The following is a 22,833-nucleotide window of genomic DNA, read 5'->3' as shown; positions in this document are numbered from 1 at the left end:
AAGGTTCCTGCTTCTTATGTTTTGTGTAAACAGAAGATATACGTTAATGATCGATACATATGAGAGATATTCAGAATGAATTGGTTCATATATCGGACTGTAGACGGAGCCATGAATCAGACTCAGGGTTGTTTTGGGACATGCCATTCTCCAAGTAACATAAAGATACAATAAAATGAAAGGGAGTGGTTATTATGACTCGTATAAGGGAGAGCACCGTGAACAATCGTCTATTTTATATGGATCGTCTGCGGACATTTCTCACAATTTTGGTTGTGTTTCATCATGCAGCGACGACATATGCTGTGCCGGGTTCGTGGTATTTTTATGATACGCTGCAAAAGCCTGATGCAAGTTTTGTACTGATGCTGTTGTTTGTCTTTATCAACCAAGCGTTCTTTATGGGATTATTCTTCTTTATCGCGGGGTACTTTGTGCCCTCATCTTCTGATCGCAAAGGACCGAAGTCTTTTCTCAAAGATCGGCTTATTCGCTTGGGGATTTCTTTGATCGTTTATATCTTCCTCATCAGTCCAGTGATTTTATATACCACCACGCTCCATTATAGTGCAAGCGATAGCAATGAAGTGTCATTTTGGGAGTTTTATCGGACGCAGATCCTCAGCTTTGCAATCACAGAACCGGGTCCGCTCTGGTTTTTGCTTGCACTGCTTGTTTTTAATTCAGTTTATGCGCTGGTACGTATGGTTAGGAAAGATAGTGCTCCGAAGAAGAGTATCCCATTCCCATCGGTGAAATTGCTTCTGCTTACTGCCACGCTCATCGGACTTGTAACCTTCGGAATCCGTCAAATATTCCCGATCGGCAAGCTCATATTTGGATTGAATTTCGGCTATTTTCCTGCATATATCGTACTCTTTATTGCAGGGATCATCGCGTACCGTAATCAGTGGTTAACGAATATCCCACGTCGTACCGTGAAAATCATGGGCATCATCGCACTCATTTTCCTGCCGATACTTCCGATCGCCGCTCTCATCCTCAACCCGACATTGAGTACCGGAGGGGGGTTAAACTCAAATGCCTTCATTTATGCCATATGGGAGCCCTTTGTCGGATTTGGCATCTCTCTACTATTGTTGGCAGTGTACCGCAAATATCGCAATCAAACGAACAAATTTCAACGTAGTGTTGATTCTGCCTCGTATACGGTTTATATCATTCATTCACTCGTATTGATTGCTTATAGCATTTGGTTGCACAACGCACAAATGCCTCCGTTTATTGAGTTTCTGATATTAGGTGGGTTAGGGACAATCACGAGTTATTTGCTCGCTATACTGATTCGGAAAATTCCTTACGCCAAGAAAGTACTATAACCATTTTTATAATTGGGACCCTTCAGTGAAACGGCGGCTTCGCAGTGGATCGAAATCAAGTTTTTCAGCTTAGGTAAACACGTTGACAATAAATAAACGATCATTTATTATTGATCCATGAGATATAGAGATGATAACAAAGTCGAGGCAATATTTGACGCAACCATACAGCTAATTAATGAGATCGGGTTCTCTGATACGTCGATATCACAAATCGCCAAGAGAGCGAGTGTATCTGCAGCGACGATTTATATTTACCATGAGAACAAAGACGATCTGCTTTACAAGACCTACTTGAAGATTAAAGGCAAGATGAGCGAGAGAATGTTTCAGGAAGTGGATCATACCCGAACAGTTTACGAACGATTTGAGGTTATCATCCGCAACTATGTTGATTTTATTCAATCTTTCAAAGAGTATTTTTTGTTCCTGGAGCAAATAATGAATTCTCCTCTGCCTCAGAAATGGTGCCTAGAAGATACGGCAAGTCAGTTTCAACCGATCTTCGATCTGTTTGAAGCTGGCATCCGGCAGGAGATCCTGAAGAAGGAAGATATTAACATGCTAGTTGTTTACTCCATCTTGCCGATTGCCGAATTGGTGAAAGCACATTTGAAGAACGGGACCCTATTGAATGGTGAACAATTAGATTCTGCCATCAAGATGAGTTGGGACGCTATTAAAGCATAGTAAAAAAGTTTAAGCGATGATTAGCATCGCTTTTCTTTTCACCAATAGTAAATGAACATTCACTTATTATAGAAAATCGAGAGGGAATGAACAATGAAGTTTACCATCTTTGGAGCTAGCGGGGGTACGGGGTTACAGCTAATAGACCAAGCGATCAACAAGGGACATACCGTAAAAGCCTTTGTTCGTAACGCAGATCGAATCTTGCTTACTCGGGAGGGATTAACCGTTATAGAAGGCAATGTATTTAGTGAAGAGGATGTGGGATCAGCTATTGAGGGGCAAGACGCGGTGTTTGTCGCTTTAGGAGTCACAGCAGGAAGTCCTTCAGATCTATGCTTTCGTGGGACGCGTTCAATTGTGAACGCGATGAGAAGGCATAAAGTACAAAGACTGGTCGTTCTTACGGGCTTTGGCACCAGCAGAGAAAGTAGGAATCAGCTTGGAATTGGGATGAGGATGATTGTTAAACTGGTTTATTTAATAACGTTCCGAGAGTTTTACGATAAGGAAAGGCAGGATGGTATTGTGCGGAAAAGTGGTTTGGACTGGACTATCGTTCAGCCTTCAAGGCTCACCAATGAGCCGGGCAAAGGGCGATATAAGCACGGTGCTTTTAAACCTTCCATACTAGCTAAAATTTCTCGTGACGACGTGGCTAGATTCATGATCGATTCAGTCGAACATGCTCGTTATATCAAACAATCCTCGTTTATTCACGACTGAATGAACAGCATTGCGGTTTGTAATAACCCAATTAGATGTAAAATATAAGCTAACGGAGGAATAAACCATGAGACCAAACTGGACGCCTGACGATCTCCCAAATCTAAAAGGAAAAACCGCTATCGTGACAGGAGGCAATGGCGGGGTAGGCTATTATACGACATTAGAGCTAGCGAAGCACGGTGCCACAGTGATTATTGGAAGCCGGGATCCTATGCGGGGAGAAGAAGCCATCATCAAGATGAAACAAACGGCACCGAATATAGCTGTAACAGTAGAGCCATTAAACTTGGCAGATCTGAAGTCAGTTCGAAGCTTTGCCGACAAAATCCATGGGAAAGTGAAAGGTATAGACGTCCATATAAATAACGCTGGAGTAATGGCAGTTCCGACTCGTGAACTGACGGCAGATGGTTTTGAAATGCACTTTGGAACCAATCATCTTGGACACTTCGCGTTGACAGGTCTGTTATTACCGTTAATTGAAAAGAACCGCGGTCGAATCGTTACAGTTAGCGCAAAGTCAGCTCAAATGGGTGATATAGATTTTTCTGATTTAAGAATGGACAACAAATACAGACCAATGGCAGCATACAATCGCTCGAAACTTTCAAACATACTGTTTGCCCGTGAATTGAATCGACGTGCGAAGAAGAAAGGTATCACTTCTATAGCAGTACATCCGGGTACAAGTCCTACAGGAATCGGGAGAAACACACCGCGGGGAACCAGAGCATTCGGACTGCTATTAATGAAAATATTCGGAACTCCTCCTGATCAATCCGCTTGGCCATCTCTTATTGCGGCGACGGATTCGACAATCACCGGAGACATTTACCTAGGGCTAGGAATGAATCCGCTAAAGGCGAAGAGACCGAAGCTTGTAGATTTCCCCAAAAAGGCTTTGGATGCGCAGCTTGCGGATAGACTTTGGTTACTATCCGAGAAGTTAACCGATGTACATTATAACTTGTAAAAACGATCAAAAGAATGGTTCCTTTTTTCACATATATACACGCTAAGACCGTATTACATAGACTAGAACATTACGCAAGAGGGAGACATTAATTCAAAACCGCATGGAGCAGTTCGCCGGTTGGCAGCTGCTTTTTTGTTTAATCTAATGGGCAGTTTTGTTTAAGATTAGTCACAGAGAGTCGTATCATTTGATTCGCTGCATCGGGAATATGCATAGAGCATCGCCAGCGTTCATCCTGCGGAGCCTCCGGATATGGCCATGGAATCTAAAATCAACCCGATCATCATGATGGCAGTGAGAATAATGATTCGTTTCATCGCAAAAAATGTTGTCATTTGTGTCTATAATCATAAGATATTACGCATTCGGATGATTCTATCGTAAAATTTAATAATAAGAAAGTGCAGGAGTGTGTACCCGTGGCAAATATTATTGATATCGCAAAGCTAGCAGGCGTATCCGTATCCACTGTATCAAGGGTAATAAATAATCATCCTTATGTCTCGGAGTCGAAGAGGGAAATGGTACAGCGAGTCATTGATGAGCTTGACTTCACTCCAAACCGGTTAGCTGTTGATTTAATCCGTAAGGAAACAAAATGCATCGGTGTGATCATACCATACAACAACAATCAAGCCTTTGATCAACTGCTCCATGGCGTACTCAATCGATCGATTGAGCATGATTATTCTGTAATGGTGCTTCCTACGAAATACGATCCTGCTAAAGAGCTTCGCTGCTTAAACATGTTGAAAAATAAACAATTGGACGGAGTCATTATCACTTCTCGTTCTAATGATTGGAATTCAATCCTTCCGTATAGTAAATATGGAACCATCGTTGCATGCGAGTTCACTGATCATCCCCAAATTGGGTGTGCCTATATTGATCGGTATGCATCTTTCGTGGACGCATTCCAGTTGTTGAAGGACAAAGGTCATTCACGCGTCGCGTTTACAACAGCAAGAGGCGAAGAGAGTAGCAGCACACAGTTGACGATAAAAGCATACAAGCAAGTATTCAGTGATTTGTCACCAGTGTATCATTTGAATGATTGTCAAACGATGGATGACGGGTTTATAGCAGCACAGCGACTGCTTAATATGGAAGACAGACCCACAGCTATATATGCTAACGGTGATGAGGTCGCGGCAGGAATGTATCAGTGTGCAAAAGACATGAATTTAAGTGTACCGGAGGATCTGGCGATTATTGGCCAAGAAAATCAACCGGTTGGGATTGGACTGAGCCTATCTACCGTTGATCATCAGTTAGTAAAAGTTGGTGAACAAGCCTTTGATCTTACAATGGATAGAACCAACAATAAAGTAAAGATTCCCTACCAAATCATTATACGTCAGTCTACTTAGCTATTGACCTGAAAAGGATTTCATACTTTAGCATACGAATAGGGTTCATTACTTATCATGCTAAGGAGGATGAAATGATGATGTACAAAACCGTTATTTTTGATATTGACGGAACATTAATCAACACAGAACAAGCGGTGTTAGGCTCATTACAGAAGCTGCTGGAGAAGAACTATAATCGGAAAATGAAACAGGAAGATCTCGCATTTGCGCTTGGGATACCGGGAGCCGTATCTTTGGGGCAACTCGGTATCGAAGATATTGAATATGCGAATAAATGCTGGAATGATCTGATGAATGATTTCCGGCATACCATTCACGTATTTGAGGGTTTTCAACAACTGCTTGCTAATCTGAAGATACAATCCGTTGCAACTGGAGTCGTGACGTCCAAGACTAAACGAGAGTATCAAGATGACTTCGTCCCTTTTGGTCTCGCATCTTACTTGCCGTATGTGGTATGTGCAGATGATACAGATCGGCACAAGCCTCATCCTGACCCACTAGTTAAATTTCTAGATATATCTGATGCAAAGGCGGAAACCTCCATTTACATCGGTGATACGATCTATGATTACGAATGTGCCAGAGACGCCGGAGTAGACTTTGGATTAGCATTATGGGGATGCAAACAACCTGAGGCGATTCCAGCAAAATTTAAGTTCGCGAATCCAGAAGATATTCTTGTTCTTTGGGATGATATGAAGTAAGTAATGATAAGTAAAAAAAGGGGAGATGAAATGATGAGTTTTAAAGTGACAGAGTACGTTAACGAGAGATTAGAAGAGATTGAAAAATTAAAAAGCGAAACATTCGATTGGTTAAAAAACGTAACTAAGACTGTTGATGAGCTTACAAAAGAAGAAGAAATAGAAATCTTAGAGAAAAAAATGATTTATTATTCTGCTTCTGGTGCATTAGAGGAGCTAGGCAGATTAAAAGAGAAATTAGATGAATAGTTTATTGTTGAAACGATGGCAAGGCGTAACCAGAAGACTGTGACATAGAACGGGTTACCGGGGGACAATAATATGTTCTGATTACCGATTAGATGTATATCTAATCGGTTTCCACACGTTAAATTCAAGCTAGCAAGCAGGTTATCAATATTACAAGAAAGAATAGCAAAGCTTACTTCTCTCCCCAATATTTAATTCACATGAGCTTAAACTATGAACTTTCTTCAGTAGAAAACGAAGAGGTTTGTTTCCGATAAGCTGAAGGAGAATGACCTGTCGTTTTCTTAAATAATTTTGAAAATAAAAGTGGATCCTCGTAGCCCACCGAGCGTGCAATATCACCAATCGATAAATGAACGTGATGTAAAAGTTCGCATGCTCTGTTCATTCGATACTTGATGAGAAAAGCTTGTATGCTATGACCCGTGTACTCTTTAAATACAGTGCCTAAGTAATTGCGCTGCAAACCGATGCTCCTTGCGATGCCTTCCACCGTAATTCTACTGTCATAATTTAATTTAATAAAATCGATGACTTGGTTTATGTATTTTTCTTTTGGGTTATGAGAAACTACATTTTTAACTTCAGTGCTTCTTTGTGCCAGTTCACCAAAGTACATATACAAAAGTCCATTTAAATAGATGCTGCGTCCCTGAGCATTAGTATTTGTCCTCAACATCGTTTCAACATATTGAGTTAAGGAACCGTTATTCATATGAAAAATAGGCACTTCGTTTGAAAGTCCTGCTTCAAGAAGCAAATTTTCAGCAGATGTTCCATTAAATCCAATCCAGCAATAATGCCATGGACGTTCATGATCTGCTTTATAAAAAGCGACTTTTTCAGGACAGAGAAGGAATCCGTCACCTTTTTTTAGATTGTACCTTTTTCCTTCATACTGAAACACACCTTCACCATCTAGTATATAGTGTATTTTGTAGTATTCACGTATGGACGGGCCGAAGGAGTGTCCAGGCTTACAGGCTTCCATACCGAATTGGATTAAATAGAGATCATGCAAATGAGGGTTCGGTGAAATAAATTCGGTCATGCAGATATCTCCTTTGCCGTAGCTTAAACGTTTTGATATATAAATTTAACAGTACCACATTACGTGCATGATCGAATAGATCTCGCATCTTATCCCTAAGAGATAACATACATAAAACCATAAGAGAAACACATTGTGACATTATAAACACTTTTCTTTTCTTGTAAGCTCTAACTAGTAATACGAACCGAGTATTTGTTAGTTAATTTCTACACAGAGGAGAAATAGTCATGATATATCAGGCGAATGATCAACGGTACAATATGATGGAATATGAGCGGTCCGGAAAAAGCGGCATAAAATTTCCTGTTATTTCACTTGGATTATGGCAGAACTTTGGAGGCAATAAACCCTTTGAAGAATCAAGGGCGATGATACGGCGTGCATTTGACCTGGGTATCACACATTTTGATCTAGCCAATAACTATGGTCCCCCTGCAGGATCAGCTGAGGAAACATTTGGGGGAGTACTCAAGAAAGACATGATGCCATATCGCGATGAAATGCTAATATCAACAAAAGCGGGGTATTATATGTGGCCCGGGCCATATGGAGAATGGGGCTCTCGTAAAAATTTGCTCGCGAGTTTGGATCAAAGCTTGAGACGAATGGGAATCGATTACGTTGATATTTTCTATCACCATAGACCTGATACAGATACTCCCTTGGAAGAGTCGATGAGCGCTCTTGCACAAGCCGTGAAACAAGGGAAAGCACTATATGTCGGTTTGTCCAACTATGGTCCGGAAGAAACAAGACGAGCTGCTGAAATTCTTAAGGAGCTTGGAACACCGCTCCTTGTTCATCAGCCTAACTATTCTATGCTGAATCGGTGGATTGAGGAGGGTCTAACTGAAGTTCTGCAGCAACAAGGCATAGGATCCATCGCATTTTGTCCGCTTGGTCGTGGCCAATTAACAGGCAAATATGTAGACAAGTTGGAGCATGAATTGAATTCCGGCGAAATCACGTTGAAGCCTCAGGCGGTAACTGCAGAAAGACTCGCTAAATTTCGTGAACTAGAATCCATTGCAGCTCACCGCGGACAAAGCTTGGCACAAATGTCACTTACGTGGGCTTTGCGAAAAGGTGGAGTTACCTCCGTGTTAATCGGAGCAAGCAAGGTAAGCCAGATTGAGGAAAATGCAGCATCCGTATCTTTCCCAGCATTAACCGAAGACGAACTTAAAAAGATCGATAGCGTCCTAGAACAAATAGGGAATTTCCCTTGGTAATGAATTGAACATGTGCTTTAATAGACGTGTGTGAAACAAAATAAAACACTTTCAAGGGAATACCTCTTATCGTAAAGATATGGAGAACAACCTTGGAGGTGTTTTTCATTTGAATTACAGGGAGAGGTGCTGCGGATGGTTAACCGATTAATCGAGCGTGATTTTTGTTGCAGAAGAGAAGGGCTGATGATTCGAGGAAAAGAATTCCTGCCACAAGGAGATCATTTACCAGCGATCATTATTAGTCATGGATTTGGTGGAAATTCAATGAATCTGGAATCATACTGCCGAACGTTTGCAGCATGGGGATATGCGACATACTGTTTTGACTTCTGTGGCGGTAGCCCTGATGAAGAGGGAAGAAGTGACGGAAAATCAACGGATATGACTGTACTGACCGAACGTGATGATTTGATAGCCGTTATGGATTATGTTAAAGAGTTAACTTATGTTGATGACAGCAAATTGACATTAATGGGGTTTAGTCAGGGCGGATTTGTATCGGCGCTTGCCGCTGCCAAACGCGCAAATGAAGTGCACTCAATAATACTTATTTACCCAGCATTTTGTATTCCGGACGATGCCCGAAGAGGTGCATTAGCGAACTCATCCTATGATATCAATTGTGTTCCTGAAATTATAGATTGCGGGAGAATGACTATTGGCAAGATGTTTCATGAGACTGTCGCAGATATGGATCCTTATGAAGAGATCATTCCTTACAAAGGACCTGTACTTCTGATCCATGGCACCTCAGATGGGATTGTACATTACAGTTATTCTGTTCAAGCCCAAAATTCTTATGAAACAGGTCAATGTCAGCTGCAACTCATCAAGGAGGCTGGACATCATTTTACGGAGGAACAAACGGAAAGTATGATTGTTTCCATACATCAATTTTTAAAAGGAAAAAAGGAAGTATTAACGATTGATGTTCTAATTACTGGCAGCGAGGTGAGGAAAGATACGGGAACAGATAAGCAGATTGCTGTCTTTTTTACAGGAAGCAGTGAAAGCCCTTTCTTCAAAGGTGATATTGTCCAAGGGGCTGAGGACGTGCAGGATTATCATGAAGGTAACCTGACAAACATTCGAGCAGATTATGCGCTGGAAGGCGTTGACTATGTGGGGGATCACTGCCGAATTCATATTGTGAACCAGCGTGTGAATGGAGAGCTGAAGCCTGTTATACATACAGATAGCAGAGCACTTGATTTTCTTAATCATGCAGATCTGACGGCCTGTATTGAAGGTTTTACAGGTGGACTTACAGTTCGTATTTTCTCATAAGCAGAGTGTGTTGAGGCTAGGGTGCCTAAAGGTGCTCTAGTTCTTCGTGATCATAACGAAACAAATTCGAAACTGGCGAGCAGTTAGGTGCTAAAATATCTTGGAATCAAATAACAAAGACTGCTGTTATCCAGAAAGACGGGAATCAACTAGTCGCTAAAGTTGGTCCATATGTCAAAATACTAGACGGACGTGTTTATGTTCAGCTCCGTGAAGTGAATGATACTTTTTTTGATCATGATCCCATTGGATGGTCTTCAAGTCATCTTATGGCAAGTAATAATCATTTTTATGTCTCTGTTGCACCATTAGAAACGAGTACCGCATTAAAACTGGCTTCGGCATCCATTTCCAACAAAAAAGAACGCGCTGAGCTAGTTGAGAAAGCGAACGGTGCAGAACTTACTGGAGAGCTAACTTGGGAAGGGTTCAATAAATTTAAGGTTAATTATTCTGTTGAATGGAAGACCGGAGACTACTCTTACAGAACTGGAAATATTGAGATTAAATTGAAAAGGTCCGGAGAAAAATGGATTCCATATTCATATCAATACGATGAGTCTTGGGGAGTTGTAGTTCCCTGAATTTCGAAAGCCTGAGGTTCCAGGGCAGGTCGTCAAGATCAATTTACGTACTACAAGCATCCTATCTAAGTTTTCACTTGGAACGGCTGCAAAAGATGAAGAATCAGTGCACTAATGGAACCAAGACAGATTTCAGTAAAAACTAAACGGCCGCAGCTTAATTCTTGGCTTTTTTGTAATGTCTACTTGACAGGGTTAAGACCAAAGTACGACGCCACCGCCGTATAAAGATCAAGGTGATACTAAACTATTTTCCTTTGGGGAATCCTTTTACTAATTTCCTGTAGGCAAGAGGACTGAGTCTCGTCTTTTTTTTGAATGATTCAATAAAATAACTTTGGCTGCTGAATCCTATTGATTCAGAGATTTCAGAGATAGGAATATCTGTGGACTCCAGAAGTTCAACTGCTCTTGAAACTCGAAATTCCATAAAGTATGTTACGACAAATAATACTTGGATAAAGTACCAGTTTACTTTTTAAAGCTAATTTTGATGAATACAAAGTGATTAATGGGAAGTTTAACGCAACATTCCATTTTTTATAACGTATTAATTTATGGAATTATTGGGCGGTTTGAAAAACTATTTTATAAGGATGAAAGAATGAAAGGACGAAATCCATAATTATGCGTTTATTAACTTTACTTTTTTCATTTATCCTGATAACTGGCGTTATAGGATGTGCACAATCTGACAAAGATACTGTTCAAACTTATATGAATCAAATGAAACAATTAAATCAAGAAAATTCAGTCATCGATACAATCGTTTCAAAAACTGATATGGAAGGGAAGAGTGGAGATATTATAGGATCTCATCGAGATCCTGGTGATGATATCGGAAATATATATAGGATCGTTGATGAACTTGACTCTCTTAATGAAGTCGTTGATAAGCCCCAAATACCTGAATATTATTATGAAATGTTAATAAGTGCACAGGATAAGAACAGCCTAAAAACATTTGATATTAGAATTTTAGTAGACCCTGATATCACTTACATCAAATGGATTGATATTAATTCGAGTGATAAAAAATTGGAAGGTATTCAGATAAATAAAGATTATGAATTATCCGAAAATCTGAAAACTGACATTAAACAAATACTTAACTCGGTTAGTGATTAATGAAGTGTTTGTCTTAAAACAATATTGAGGTGTTGAATGAATTGGCAGTAACCTTTTTTGTCGCAGATTCTTTAGCTGAGTGTGTAAATAATTATGAGATAGTACAATTTGATGAAGATATTCATAGTATCATTTGGAATGACAAAGCAAACTTACCGGAGATTGCAAAAATATTGTATAGTCTAGACCCCTTCGATGTTAAATGTTTTATGGCTTCCGAAGTGGAAGATCTTAAGATCGTTTGTTCCGAGTTGCAGTTGGTGTATAGAGATAATGAGCAGATGATAAACTTTTTTATATCACTTATGAAATTATGCAATATTGCCTGTCAACAAAAGAAGCATATCATTGCAGTAGGGGATTAGTTATCCTAGAGGAATCACATAGGAGTCTAATTACTGTGAACTGCACCCCAATAGTTAGAAATCATCTAACTATTGGGGTGCAGTCTTTTTTACGGGGTTATAATCAAGAACAGTGATGCAGGAGAGTTTATTGACTTAGCGAATACTCTACACATGAAGTTATTTACGAAGCTCGTAGATAAGACGTTAGCCGGAAGAAGTTCTTAGTGTAGGAGGAGTCTATCTGATATTAGAAAAAGTTATAAATAGAATTGTAATACAAAGTGAATATAAGGATTTTGTTGATAAGTATATAGATCATATACTTGCCGAATTTAAAGGTAAGATTCATAGCATTTATATGTGTGGCTCGATTCCAAAAGGAACTGCTAAACCTTTTAAGTCAGATGCAGACTTTACTATTGTATGTGAAAATCCCAAAGATATTGATTACGAAAGATTGACAGCTATTAAAGACAGGCTTTTGGAAGGATATCCAGTTATAACTAAGATTGATACGATCATTTGCTCGATCGACGATGTATTAAGTAAACCAAATGAGTGGGGTTTTTGGGTTAAGATCATTTGTGTTTGCCTATATGGTGATGACGTTGGCGAGAAAGTACCACCGATCATTATTTCTCCAGAGTTCATTTTAGACTTAAATACAGAGACTAAGGAGGAAGTAGTTCGTATACATCGTTCACTTTCTAATGCTAGTGATAACACAATGAAATCTAGATATATTAAAGGTTACTCTAAGAGATTAATTCGTGCATTATATTCTTTGGTTTTAGAAGATACAGGTGTATGGCAAGATGACATTATTAAGATGAAGAATGCCATATTAAACTATTGTGAGATTGACTCCGCTTTAGTTGAATATCTGTATGCATGTTACATGGATAGTAATGTACCTGTTGAAGAGTTTCTGGGAATTGCAGAAGAAGTATATAGCTATTTTGAGAACGCCTTAAATGCAATGGCTGATTCCAGAACTTCCTTCAGCTAACAGAATTTTTACAATTCTGGTCACTCTGAGCAGCCAGCGACCAGACTCAAAATGTCCAACGCCGCCCGAACAGGTTAGCTCAGATAAAAACTCATAAGTAAACTACCTACCAATGTTAAAATCGGTTGTGCCACTACATTAGCCAGTTAAATGAAATGCATCTCTGTCACCTATGATATTATGAAAATAAAGTAAGAAAAAATAGTTAAAGGATGTTGAGTTAGGATGACTAATCGTGCAATGAACATTGTCGTAAAAGAATATGATGCCAATTGGGTTCATCAATTTCAAAAGGAAGCAAGATTGATCCGGAAAGTTCTTGAAGGCGAAATCCTAGAAATTTATCATATTGGCAGCACAGCGGTGCCAGGTCTCAAGGCTAAACCAATCATTGATATCATGCCAGTGGTTAACAAGATTGAGAACGTGGATGGATTTAATTCAAAGATGATTGATATCGGTTATGAACCCCTTGGAGAGTTTGGGATGGCTGGAAGGAGATATTTTCGTAAAGGAGGAGAAAACAGGACTCATCAGGTGCACTTTTTTCAAGTTGATCATGTATATGAGATCGAACGCCATATCGCTGTTCGGGATTATTTAAAATCGCATCTAAAGGACGTGCAAGAATACGGAGAGTTGAAAGTACATTTAGCCAAGCGATTTCCCAAAGACATCGAAGGATATAGTGTTGGTAAAGATGCATTTGTAAAAGATTTGGAAAGGAGAGCATTATTGTGGTGGCAGGAAAGAATTCAGTAAGAGTAAAAAATATTAAAGACTGCTTATTCGGAAAGTTACATTCATCTTAGATGGTAAAGCAGTCATTACAATAGGTATCCACTTTCGTTTCTTCGAAGCAATTACTGCATGTGCAGCTCCTTTTTTCGGTTATACGTTCTTCCGAGGCTCAAATCCAACCCTTGTTTAGAGCAATTGCAACGGCATCGATCCGATTCTTCGCCTCGAGTTTCTGAAGGATCTCTGAGATGTAATTACGGATGGTAGCGGGAGACAAATATAATAGCTTGCTAATTTCGCTCACCGAATATCCGGCTCTCAAATAGGATAGAAGCTCTGACTCCCGATTCGTTAAAGGATTCAGTTCTTCGCTCATGGAGAAGGTGAGGAGTGGACTGAATACGCGACTACCCTTATAAATTTTGCGTAAAGATACGGCAAGTTCCGATACGGGGGCGTCCTTTAGGAAATACCCCATCACTCCAGCTTGAATTGCTCGCTGATAATATCCGCTTTTGGCAAAAGTCGTCACGATGGCGATCCGGCATTTACTGCCCTCTGCCATAAGCTGTTCAGCTACGTCCAGTCCGCTTAATAGCGGCATTTCAATATCTAGTACGGCAATATCCGGCGACAGCTTTCGGATCAGCTGCAAGGCTAGCTCGCCATTGTCGGATTCTCCGACGATTTCGATGTCCGGTTCCATACCGAGGAGCCGGCTTATGGCGCTTCTTAACATTCCTTGGTCCTCTGCAATGACAATCTTCACCCTGTTTCCTCCTTGGCCCGCGTTCGGTGATGAGGGATGGCAATCGTCACTTTCGTGCGATTCTCAGCATCAGAATCCAGTTCCAGTGTTCCTCCTATTAAAGATAACCGTTCCTTCATGCCCAGCAGACCGGCACCCCATTTCTCCGTTTGATTCTGACCCTTCGCGATGCCGATCCCATTGTCACAAGTGAGTAACAAATAGCGTTCCTTATCTTCCAGGAGCTGAATGGAACATTTTCCTGCCCCGCTATGTTTGACGACATTGGTTATACATTCCCGCAAGCACATGCCAAGAACATTCTGTACGATAGGCATCATTCTTTCCGCGTCCATCCGTACGTGCGTTTCGGCCTCAATGCCGGCAGTTTGAAGAATATGCACAGCACGATGAAGTTCATCTCGGATATCGATGGATTGCATATCATTAACCATTTCCCGGACCTGCAGCAAGGCCGCCCTAGATATCCGCTGAATATCACCGACTTCAATTAGAGCCTCATTGGGACTAGATCGAATGAGTCTCTCCACCAGCTCGCCCTTTACAGTAATCATGGAGAACGTCTGGCCCAGCGTATCGTGCAAATCTCTTGCAATGCGTGCTCTCTCCGCATATTTCACATTTTCTGCGCTGGCATGAGTAAGCTTCATCTGCATCTCGTAAGAGACTTGGTACAGTTTGGACACATAGGGAAGGACGATCAATGCGATAGAGATGGGCAGCCACTCGAACCGAAGAGGTTCGTCAGACAGGTAAGCGGACAGGCAGACCGCGATTGTAAAACAGCCTGCCATGAAACCGACCAGACAGGAAATTCTGCGATACGAGACAAGCATCGACATGGCTAAGGAAGGGTAAAAGCCGAAGCTCATATGCCATGGAGTATGAACAAGGATGAAGTAGGAAACGACAATAAGCTGAATGCAGATATTTATCTCACGGTGCTTCGTATATAGCAGGCTCCTCCAATAACAGAAGGCAAGCAGCAAAAATAGGAATTTATCCAGCCATGCTTCTTGAAGCGGTGTGAAACCATATAAATAGACTGCCGGTATAATCAGAGGTACGAAGGCAAGCCATTTTCTTGAAATCGTATTCATAACACGTTCCTATCGTTTTAATTTGGAGAGCGCGCTTAGTAAGCCAGGTTGGAATCCACGCAATCGACAGGGAGGCTGTTAGCGCATGAAGCGTGTTTGCAATCCCTGCAATATTGGGTTCAGATGGATAAGCCCAGTCATACAGCGATAGAAGTAGTGCCCCCAGAACGGTGACTAGCCCATAGTAGAACCTTGGTTTAGAAGTCCTATCCTGGATCTTGTTATAAATAAAGGCGCCTATTACATTGACGACGATTGACGCAATCATGATTGAGAAGGGATTCAGCTGTTCAAACCGAAGATCCAGCAGCGCACACAAGACATAATATAGAATAATACACATGATCCCGGAAAGGAATCCTACACTTATACCAACCTTAAAGATTCTGTTCATTTCGTCACCCACTTCATAAGGTTTTGATTACAACCTTAGTGTATCAGCGTCAAAAATCGGAATGTAGTTATAAATATCATTTTTTTGACTCAGCCCTAGACAGGCAGCGAATTATACCCGAATATAATAACGTATATAACTAGACACGAAGGAGAGATCGTTTTGGAAAAGAGATCTATCGACCGACTTGAAGGGTTCGTCCAAGCAATTCCCGCAAAAATCGAACAATTGGGCTGCGAGCATATGAGGGTTCCACGGTCCGAAGGGAAATGGTCCAGACTGCAAATCCTGGGTCATCTGTGCGATTCGGCCATTCATAATTTGATTCGGTTCATTGACGCCCAGCATACATCGGGAAGATATACGGTAACTTCATATAACCAAGATGCTTGGGTTGTGGCGCAACGCTATGAAACGGCTTCGGTGGAGGAGGTCCTGGCGCTCTGGGAGAGTGTAAATCTCTCTATTCTTAGAGTCATTTCCTCTATCCCTGAAGAATCGTTATCTTCAAGTCAGGTGCTGCTGCCGGATGGGGAGATCCGAACCTTGTTGTGGCTAGTGGATGATTATGTCGAGCATCTGAATCATCATCTCCGGCAAATTCTCGATGTCGACTGATTCTGAGTTGAAAAGGGCCCAATGAAATGTTACGTAAAATTAACGGCATTCCTTTCAAGACGTTAAGTATGATGCTAAAAGAGCTCGAAGCGGACGGCTTGATTCTCCGCAAAGATTATGCCCAAATTCCCCCGAAGGTTGAATATTCCTTATCGGAACTAGGGCAATCGATCATTCCAATTTTACATATGATGTGTGAGTGGGGAGAGAAAAACAGGAGGCTTGATTAAACCTCCTGAAGAGTGTATGCCTTACAGAGTGTCTATAAAGCGAAGATATTCATGTGCTCTCACTTCCAATAGGTTGGTCGTCGGTCTATTGTCTTCGACTGTTGACGCTTCGTCGCCCTCCTTACCATAAACAGCAAAGAACGAGCGGTAGTCTGAATTGCAGTAATGGAACGTTGTTTCAAATGGTGCTAGCAGTTGCTCTAACGAATATTTGTATTTCCCGTCAGAACTATATTCCTCTCGTCTTATCCCGGTTGACACGGCTAGAGCGACTTTTCGATGTTTCATTTGGTTACCGCTGCTTGAACCATAGCCCCAGCCGTAAGTCAATACATCATCAAGCCATTTTTTCAACAGTGGCGGGCAATTGAACCAGAAGATCGGGAACTGAAATACTAGATTTGCATGCGATTCTACCAATCTCTGTTCGCTCTTTACATCAATGTTCCCGTCGGGGTATGTCTTGTACAAATCATGGACGGTATACTTCTCCGGAAACTTATTTAATTCTTCTACCAGCCGTTTATTAATCGTTGACGTTTCTAAGTTTGGGTGCGTTACAATCACCAGGGTTTTCATGTGACCCCTCCTTTATTCATGAGTATAATGGCGATTGCCTCAAATTATAAGTACGCACATTTTTTTCAGGTACTTACCAAAAGGTAACCGGCGGCTTTACAAGAACTGATAAAAATAGGAGGACTCAGGCCAGAGTTCAGCTTATTATGCTCAACAGCGTTAAGGCGAAGAAGAACTTGGTGCAGCAAATAAGTCGCGGAAATGAAGTGACCCCCAAAAGTTAGACACGGTTATTTCTTCAGGCAGCTTTCTCAAAATGAGTTCGGTACTGTACCGGACTCATTTTGATTTTTGCCTTCAACCGTTTGGTATTGTAGTATTTAATGTATTTTTCCAGTTCCTTCTTGAAATGCTCTACACTTTCAAACTTTTTGTAGTATAAAAACTCCGACTTGAGAATGCCAAAGAAATTCTCAATGACGGCGTTGTCATAACAATTCCCTCTTCGTGACATGCTTTGAAGAATGCCTCTCGACTTCAGCACATGGCAATACGTCTTCATTTGGTAATGCCATCCTTGATCTGAATGAAGGAGAAGACGGTGCTTCTCCGGCAGACGCTTCAGTCCTGTATCAAGCATCTCAGATACCAGAGAATAGGTTGATCGTGAACCGATGGTATAGGTGATAATCTCTCCGTTGAATAAGTCCAAAATGGGGGAAAGATACAGCTTTTCTCCAAATAACTTAAACTCCGTGATGTCCGTCACCCACTTCTCATTTTTGGCGCCTCAGCCGTGAACTGGCGATCCAGATGATTCGGTGCAGTCTTGCCGACTGTCCCTTTATATGACTTATACTTTTTCATGCGCACCAGGCATTTAAGGCCCATCTTCTTCATAAGCTGCTGAATCTTTTTGTGGCTTACTTTCCTTCCGCGAATTTCCAGTTCATCACGAATACGGCGATATCCGTAACGACCCTCATGCTCCATGTAAATGGACTGGATTTCAGATTCTAAATCAGCATTCGAATCGGGTTGACTCATTCTTTTTATAAGGTTGTAATAGGTGCTGCGCGGAATACCAGCCAGCTGTATGAGTGCCACCACCGGATATTTATGCCTTAGCTCCCAGACAACTTGTGCTTTGTCCTGTTTGGTGACTTTTCCTTGTTTCGAACTAAGGCATTCAACTTTTTTAGATACTCATTTTCCATTTCAAGCTGCTTGATACGCTCTTCGAGTGCTTCCACAGACCTTTCAACTACGGATCGTTTGGTAGACGAATTAGGATTTTTTTCATGGATAGACGCCCCTTCTTTTTTGGCTCAAGGGCTTCTAGACCGCCTGTCTCCATCTTTCTCTGCCAGGAATACAACATGGAGAAGTCCGGGAGCTTAAACAGAGCAGCGGTATCCATGAGAGAGGCGTTGGATTGAGCCATATAATTGAGTACGTCCAGTTTAAAGCTTGTCGAATAATTTGTATAGCCGTTAGTAAAGACAGACACACCATGCATCTCATAGAGCTTCAACCAATATTGAAATTGAGACTTGGTAACTCCCATTTGATTTGAGTATTCTGTTTGCGATAAATGTTCAGCGTTATACCCTTGAACTATCGCCAATTTTTTATCGCCAGTAAACTTAGTCATAAAAAAATGCACCTCCAACTGTTAGAGTGTGTCTAACAATTGGGGTGCAGTTCATTTTAGCGGCTTTTTTATTTTATCGACACAAGTTCTTGTCCCAGCATCAAAGTTGACAGGAGTTGCATCATTAAATATACTTAATATAGTAACTAACAAAAATACATTAACAAAGATTTATTAATAGAACATAGATTTCACAAGAGCGGAGAAAAGAGGATGAACATATGGAACAATACCGGATTGATACAAACAACGGTTTAGAGTTTGGACTATATACATTGGGGGATCATTTAGCTAATCCTGAAACGGGTAAGCGGATATCTGCCAAACAGCGTATACAGGAAATCATTGAATTGGCGAAGCTTGCAGAACAAGCAGGCATTGAATTTTTTAGTGTTGGAGAGAGCCATCAGGAATATTTTGCAACTCAGGCCCACAGTGTTGTCCTGGCAGCCATAGCACAGGCTACAACTACAATGAAAATAGGCAGCTCATCTACAATAATAAGCACCTCTGATCCAGTCAGGGTGTACGAAGATTTTGCAACGATTGATCTTATATCGAATGGCCGATCTGAGATCATTGCAGGTCGTGCTTCTCGAGTAGGGTTATATCAGTTATTAGGATATGATCTCAACGATTATGAGGAGTTATTCGAAGAAAAGTTTGATTTGTTATTGAAGATAAACGAGAATGAAGTGCTGAATTGGAAAGGCGAATATCGTGCTCCTCTTAACCAAGCAAGAATTCTCCCGCGACCTGAAGAAGGCTATCTACCTATATGGAGAGCCGTAGGGGGAACCCCTGCCAGTGCAATTAAAGCAGGTGTTGCAGGAGTACCTATGTTTTTGGCTCATCTCGGAGGACCTGCAGTGTTATTTAAAAGATCAATCGATGCTTATCGAGAAGCTGCACGTCAAAATGGACATGATCCGTCGAAATTACCTGTAGCAACCGCCGGTTTCTTTTATGTAGATGAAACGACGCAAAAGGCCCAAAGAGCCTATTATCCTTATATTAATGAGGGAATGAAATTAACCAATGGACGTGGGTTTCCAAAACAGGCATTTGCACAAGGAGCTGACTCCCGTGATGTTATGAATATTGGCAGCCCACAAGAAATCATTGAGAAGATCCTATACCAGCACGAACTCTTTGGGCATCAGAGATATATTGCGCAAATGGATTTTGGTGGAGTTCCTTTTAAGAACTTAATGAAGAACATCGATATCATTGGCAATGAAATTTTACCAGCGATAAAGAAGCATACAGTTAAAAAATAAGACATTGGAGGTCAGTAGTATGAAAGTTGTCGTATTGTCCGGTTCGAAGATCGGCTCCAAAACCAGAATCGCTATGAATTACACCGTAAACTCGATTCACAATAAGTATCCGGATGCTGATGTTACATTATTAGATCTGGCTCTCTTTGATGTTCAATTCAGTGATGGACGGAATTATATGGAGTATGAAGGAGACACGAAATTCGTCATTCAAACCGTTATGGAGGCAGATGTGATTGTGATTGGAACTCCTATTTTCCAAGCCTCCATTCCAGCGACACTGAAAAATATATTTGATTTGGCACCTGAAAAAGCCTTCCAAGGGAAGGTAATAAGCATGATCATTACGGCAGGCTCTCAGCGACACTTTCTCGTTGCAGAACAACAATTAAAGCCCATTTTGACTTTCATGAAAGCTCAAATGGTATCAACCTATGTTTTTATTGAAGAAAAGGATTTCCTTCGCAAAGAGATTGTGAATGATGATGTCTTATTTCGTATAGACCGCTTAGTGGAAGATACCTTCGTATTAGCGGAGACTTACACTAAGATCCTAGAGGCTGAAGAAGCGAAATATGGATTTTAAAGGAGCCAATGATGATGACTAATAAGGAGATTACGGCTGAGTCCCTGACTCCTGACAACAGATTCGTTAGTGAGTTAGTAATACAGGGAGATATGGAGAGAATTACACAACTGTATGGACACCCATATACTATTAAGGGGACCGTGGTACATGGTCAAGCACTGGGAAGAACGCTAGGCTATCCAACCATAAATCTTGGAGGGGAAGCTGACCTCTATGTATCTCCAAAACCCGGAATCTATTTCGGGACTTCAGTAATATTAGAAGGAGATCGGGAGACTGAGCAATATAACGCCATAATAAGCGCTGGCAACCGTCCTACTGTGGGTGGAGAATCTTATTTTATTGAAGCCTTTTTATTAGACTATTCAGGCGATTTGTATGGGCGAAAGGTATTACTTGAATTCTTAAAATATGTGAGGGAAGAAATAACATTTGAAAATCTTGATCAGTTAATGAAGCAAATGAAGCTAGATGAAAATCACGCGAAGTGGAAGACGGGTTTTCATTCACGAAATCGACTGGATTATATCATACTCTTCAATCTCAGTAGTCAGGGCATTAGCAGAGTCGGAAAGTAATCTTAAAAAGTCCATTTCTCAAAGCAAAGAAACAGATAGAAAAATGTACTTTTTTCGTATTGAAGATAAATTTTTGAGCACTCACATTGGGGAAATAGGATATACAGTAAACGAAATTACTCCACTCGGAAAAATCTTAGAGGTGGGCTATTTTATCAAACCACTGTTTTGGGGAAAAGGGTACACTTCAGAGGCATTAGAAGAAGTTATACGTTTTGCATTCGAAGAAAATAATGTTTTAGAATCTCATGCGGATGCTTGAAAGGAAACATTGCCTCTGAAAAAGTGATGATTAAGGAGGCCGAATTCAAATCGCTTGTTTGGCACAATGGTCAAATAAAAGATAGAGTTGTTTACCGATTGCTGCGCAACGAGTAGAGTAATTAATCAATAGCATAATCAATAGATATTCCAATTCACTCCTTAAAAAATGGAATTTGGGTACTGGAAAAAGGTATGGAGGGACAAAAACATGTTCCGATCAGCGATTAGGTATATAACTAATCGGTTTCTGTATGTTATATTCATTTTAATGAGGGACAGATTTGAGGAGGAATACGGATGAAAGAGGAAGAAGATATGGCCCCAGGATGGGATGCCATTGAAGATGCGATGACCAAGCTATACGGAAGTCAGATGCCTATGCACTACGGCTCGTCGCTGCCTGCTATGTTCGGAGGTGATCCGCTGGACGGCATCAGTGTATATAAAGCGGACCATCCTGCGCCGCATTGGCATATGGTGACTTTTGGATTCACGGAGCTGTACGGCAAGGAGAAGGAGGATAAGGAGCATAGCGGTTTCGGCTTTGAGCTGACCTTCAGGCTGAAGCGCAGCGAGACGGAGGAGCAGCCTCCGGCATGGGCTATTGACCTACTGCAAAACATGGGAAGGTATATATACAAAAGCGGAAACCGATTCCAGTCGGGCGATTACTTGGATACCAATGGTCCAATCTGCTTGGGTTCGGATACAAAGCTTACAGCGCTATGCTATACGGAGGATCCGGAGCTGCCTTCGATAGAAACGCCAAATGGGCGTATGGAGTTTATTCAAATGATTGGCATTACAGGGGATGAACGAGATGCGATGCAGACGTGGAATTCGCATGCCATGCTGAAAATCTGCGAGCCATATATGCCTTACTATATAACGGATCTAGAGCGCTCATCTTTGCTGATGCTGCCTGCGGTTGCCACAGCGGTGGAGGAAGGCTTGAAGCGTGACGGGTCGAATACGGGCTTCCTGTATGTCAGCCAATTAGGCTGGGAGCCGCCCGTGAAACGAATGTTAAGAAAATCGCCGGCGGTGCTTACGATTGGCGCCAAGCAGGCAGAGATTATCGGCAAGATGCTTTCGGGCCGCATTTTGAAGCAAAACCCTCTGTATCTCTCAGGTCCGAACGTTCGGGTAGCATTAGAGCCGGGAGATAATCCGGTGATTGAAGAAGGTCCGGAGCACATTCGTATCGTACTGGATGCGACAACCGTTGCCGAGCTGTCAAGCAAGCTGCGGCCGAAGGAGGAGCTTATTAAGCTATCCGCCTTTAAGGGTCTAACCGTTCAGGTAGCCAAAACGTATATTAAAGACCAGCAAGACAATGTGGTAGAGACGATTGGTTAAAAGTTAACTTATTAAGGCTAAGAATAGGGC

Annotated in this window: 26 protein-coding genes and 2 pseudogenes; 21 read left to right on the top strand and 7 right to left on the bottom strand. The window is 41.3% G+C overall.

Annotation, left to right across the window (positions count from 1 at the left end):
* The first annotated feature begins 194 nt into the window (after window positions 1-194).
* The 7 genes from PUW25_RS12950 (at window position 195) to PUW25_RS12920 (ending at window position 6,064) form a co-directional block, all read left to right on the top strand.
* On the top strand, window positions 195-1,340 hold the full coding sequence (locus PUW25_RS12950) for an acyltransferase family protein (RefSeq protein ID WP_052511945.1): 1,146 nt from the start codon (window positions 195-197) through the stop codon (window positions 1,338-1,340).
* A 117-nt stretch (window positions 1,341-1,457) separates the two neighbouring features.
* Entirely contained in the window at window positions 1,458-2,030 is a 573-nt protein-coding gene (locus PUW25_RS12945; RefSeq protein WP_274337141.1) for a TetR/AcrR family transcriptional regulator, read from the top strand.
* A 93-nt stretch (window positions 2,031-2,123) separates the two neighbouring features.
* Window positions 2,124-2,756, top strand: coding sequence for an NAD(P)-dependent oxidoreductase (locus PUW25_RS12940; RefSeq protein ID WP_047911834.1), 633 nt, complete (start codon window positions 2,124-2,126; stop codon window positions 2,754-2,756).
* Window positions 2,757-2,823: 67 nt separating this feature from the next.
* A complete protein-coding gene (locus tag PUW25_RS12935) occupies window positions 2,824-3,732 on the top strand; it encodes an oxidoreductase (RefSeq protein ID WP_047911833.1) in 909 nt (302 codons plus the stop codon).
* Window positions 3,733-4,154: 422 nt separating this feature from the next.
* On the top strand, window positions 4,155-5,105 hold the full coding sequence (locus tag PUW25_RS12930) for a LacI family DNA-binding transcriptional regulator (protein ID WP_047911832.1): 951 nt from the start codon (window positions 4,155-4,157) through the stop codon (window positions 5,103-5,105).
* Between the two features lie 74 nt (window positions 5,106-5,179).
* A complete protein-coding gene (locus PUW25_RS12925; protein ID WP_238546364.1) occupies window positions 5,180-5,815 on the top strand; it encodes an HAD family hydrolase in 636 nt (211 codons plus the stop codon).
* A gap of 30 nt (window positions 5,816-5,845) precedes the next feature.
* Complete coding sequence (locus PUW25_RS12920; protein WP_143042171.1) at window positions 5,846-6,064, top strand: hypothetical protein; 219 nt, start codon at window positions 5,846-5,848, stop codon at window positions 6,062-6,064.
* Between the two features lie 211 nt (window positions 6,065-6,275).
* Here the strand turns inward: PUW25_RS12920 and PUW25_RS12915 are convergent, their stop codons facing one another.
* The gene (locus PUW25_RS12915) at window positions 6,276-7,115 is read right to left on the bottom strand and encodes an AraC family transcriptional regulator (protein ID WP_274337140.1); all 840 of its coding nucleotides are present in this window, start codon (window positions 7,113-7,115) and stop codon (window positions 6,276-6,278) included.
* A 230-nt stretch (window positions 7,116-7,345) separates the two neighbouring features.
* Here PUW25_RS12915 and PUW25_RS12910 point away from each other — a divergent pair, with 230 nt between their 5' ends.
* From PUW25_RS12910 to PUW25_RS12900, 3 genes are all read left to right on the top strand, one after another.
* Window positions 7,346-8,350: an aldo/keto reductase gene (locus PUW25_RS12910; RefSeq protein WP_274337139.1), complete on the top strand. Its 1,005-nt coding sequence runs from the start codon at window positions 7,346-7,348 to the stop codon at window positions 8,348-8,350.
* Window positions 8,351-8,485: 135 nt separating this feature from the next.
* Complete coding sequence (locus PUW25_RS12905) at window positions 8,486-9,640, top strand: alpha/beta hydrolase (protein WP_274337138.1); 1,155 nt, start codon at window positions 8,486-8,488, stop codon at window positions 9,638-9,640.
* Window positions 9,641-9,855: 215 nt separating this feature from the next.
* Window positions 9,856-10,224, top strand: coding sequence for a hypothetical protein (locus PUW25_RS12900; RefSeq protein ID WP_274337137.1), 369 nt, complete (start codon window positions 9,856-9,858; stop codon window positions 10,222-10,224).
* 247 nt (window positions 10,225-10,471) lie between these two features.
* Here the strand turns inward: PUW25_RS12900 and PUW25_RS27520 are convergent, their stop codons facing one another.
* Window positions 10,472-10,654 carry a helix-turn-helix domain-containing protein gene (locus tag PUW25_RS27520; RefSeq protein ID WP_081872460.1) on the bottom strand — a complete coding sequence of 61 codons (183 nt, stop codon included), beginning with the start codon at window positions 10,652-10,654 and terminating at the stop codon, window positions 10,472-10,474.
* A 197-nt stretch (window positions 10,655-10,851) separates the two neighbouring features.
* On the opposite strand from PUW25_RS27520, the gene PUW25_RS12895 reads away from it, so the two are divergent.
* The 4 genes from PUW25_RS12895 (at window position 10,852) to PUW25_RS12880 (ending at window position 13,470) form a co-directional block, all read left to right on the top strand.
* A complete protein-coding gene (locus tag PUW25_RS12895; RefSeq protein ID WP_047911825.1) occupies window positions 10,852-11,352 on the top strand; it encodes a hypothetical protein in 501 nt (166 codons plus the stop codon).
* Between the two features lie 41 nt (window positions 11,353-11,393).
* The gene (locus PUW25_RS12890; protein ID WP_047911824.1) at window positions 11,394-11,717 is read left to right on the top strand and encodes a hypothetical protein; all 324 of its coding nucleotides are present in this window, start codon (window positions 11,394-11,396) and stop codon (window positions 11,715-11,717) included.
* Between the two features lie 223 nt (window positions 11,718-11,940).
* A complete protein-coding gene (locus PUW25_RS12885; RefSeq protein WP_274338296.1) occupies window positions 11,941-12,708 on the top strand; it encodes a nucleotidyltransferase domain-containing protein in 768 nt (255 codons plus the stop codon).
* A 240-nt stretch (window positions 12,709-12,948) separates the two neighbouring features.
* Window positions 12,949-13,470 carry a GrpB family protein gene (locus tag PUW25_RS12880; protein WP_047911993.1) on the top strand — a complete coding sequence of 174 codons (522 nt, stop codon included), beginning with the start codon at window positions 12,949-12,951 and terminating at the stop codon, window positions 13,468-13,470.
* A 148-nt stretch (window positions 13,471-13,618) separates the two neighbouring features.
* Here PUW25_RS12880 and PUW25_RS12875 read toward each other — a convergent pair whose 3' ends face one another.
* The 3 genes from PUW25_RS12875 to PUW25_RS12865 are packed head-to-tail and all read right to left on the bottom strand — an operon-like array spanning window position 13,619 to window position 15,712.
* The gene (locus tag PUW25_RS12875; protein ID WP_081872458.1) at window positions 13,619-14,218 is read right to left on the bottom strand and encodes a response regulator transcription factor; all 600 of its coding nucleotides are present in this window, start codon (window positions 14,216-14,218) and stop codon (window positions 13,619-13,621) included.
* Window positions 14,215-15,318, bottom strand: a complete 1,104-nt coding sequence (locus tag PUW25_RS12870; protein ID WP_081872456.1) for a sensor histidine kinase — start codon at window positions 15,316-15,318, stop codon at window positions 14,215-14,217. The genes PUW25_RS12875 and PUW25_RS12870 overlap by 4 nt, the downstream gene beginning before the upstream one ends.
* Window positions 15,218-15,712: a hypothetical protein gene (locus PUW25_RS12865; RefSeq protein WP_047911823.1), complete on the bottom strand. Its 495-nt coding sequence runs from the start codon at window positions 15,710-15,712 to the stop codon at window positions 15,218-15,220. The genes PUW25_RS12870 and PUW25_RS12865 overlap by 101 nt, the downstream gene beginning before the upstream one ends.
* A 162-nt stretch (window positions 15,713-15,874) precedes the next feature.
* On the opposite strand from PUW25_RS12865, the gene PUW25_RS12860 reads away from it, so the two are divergent.
* Complete coding sequence (locus PUW25_RS12860) at window positions 15,875-16,330, top strand: DinB family protein (RefSeq protein ID WP_047911822.1); 456 nt, start codon at window positions 15,875-15,877, stop codon at window positions 16,328-16,330.
* A 20-nt stretch (window positions 16,331-16,350) separates the two neighbouring features.
* Window positions 16,351-16,560 (top strand): annotated as a pseudogene (locus PUW25_RS12855) (winged helix-turn-helix transcriptional regulator); the annotation flags it as partial.
* A 21-nt stretch (window positions 16,561-16,581) separates the two neighbouring features.
* Here the strand turns inward: PUW25_RS12855 and PUW25_RS12850 are convergent.
* Together PUW25_RS12850 and PUW25_RS12845 are read right to left on the bottom strand one after the other, a co-directional pair.
* Window positions 16,582-17,139: an NAD(P)H-dependent oxidoreductase gene (locus tag PUW25_RS12850; RefSeq protein WP_047911821.1), complete on the bottom strand. Its 558-nt coding sequence runs from the start codon at window positions 17,137-17,139 to the stop codon at window positions 16,582-16,584.
* A 238-nt stretch (window positions 17,140-17,377) separates the two neighbouring features.
* A pseudogene (locus PUW25_RS12845) lies at window positions 17,378-18,733 on the bottom strand (IS3 family transposase).
* Between the two features lie 221 nt (window positions 18,734-18,954).
* On the opposite strand from PUW25_RS12845, the gene PUW25_RS12840 reads away from it, so the two are divergent.
* From PUW25_RS12840 to PUW25_RS12820, 5 genes are all read left to right on the top strand, one after another.
* Entirely contained in the window at window positions 18,955-20,013 is a 1,059-nt protein-coding gene (locus PUW25_RS12840) for an LLM class flavin-dependent oxidoreductase (RefSeq protein WP_047911820.1), read from the top strand.
* Between the two features lie 19 nt (window positions 20,014-20,032).
* Window positions 20,033-20,599, top strand: coding sequence for an NADPH-dependent FMN reductase (locus PUW25_RS12835; protein ID WP_047911819.1), 567 nt, complete (start codon window positions 20,033-20,035; stop codon window positions 20,597-20,599).
* 14 nt (window positions 20,600-20,613) lie between these two features.
* Window positions 20,614-21,180: a riboflavin kinase gene (locus PUW25_RS12830; protein ID WP_274337136.1), complete on the top strand. Its 567-nt coding sequence runs from the start codon at window positions 20,614-20,616 to the stop codon at window positions 21,178-21,180.
* Window positions 21,074-21,442, top strand: a complete 369-nt coding sequence (locus PUW25_RS12825; RefSeq protein ID WP_274337135.1) for a GNAT family N-acetyltransferase — start codon at window positions 21,074-21,076, stop codon at window positions 21,440-21,442. Before PUW25_RS12830 ends, PUW25_RS12825 begins: the two co-directional genes overlap by 107 nt.
* A 299-nt stretch (window positions 21,443-21,741) precedes the next feature.
* Window positions 21,742-22,803 carry a suppressor of fused domain protein gene (locus PUW25_RS12820; protein ID WP_274337134.1) on the top strand — a complete coding sequence of 354 codons (1,062 nt, stop codon included), beginning with the start codon at window positions 21,742-21,744 and terminating at the stop codon, window positions 22,801-22,803.
* Window positions 22,804-22,833: the final 30 nt, after the last annotated feature.

The organism is Paenibacillus urinalis, from assembly GCF_028747985.1.
GTDB classification, from domain to species: domain Bacteria; phylum Bacillota; class Bacilli; order Paenibacillales; family Paenibacillaceae; genus Paenibacillus; species Paenibacillus urinalis.
Note: the sequence above shows the minus strand (reverse complement) of the source record. Positions and strands in the feature narration are given on the sequence as shown.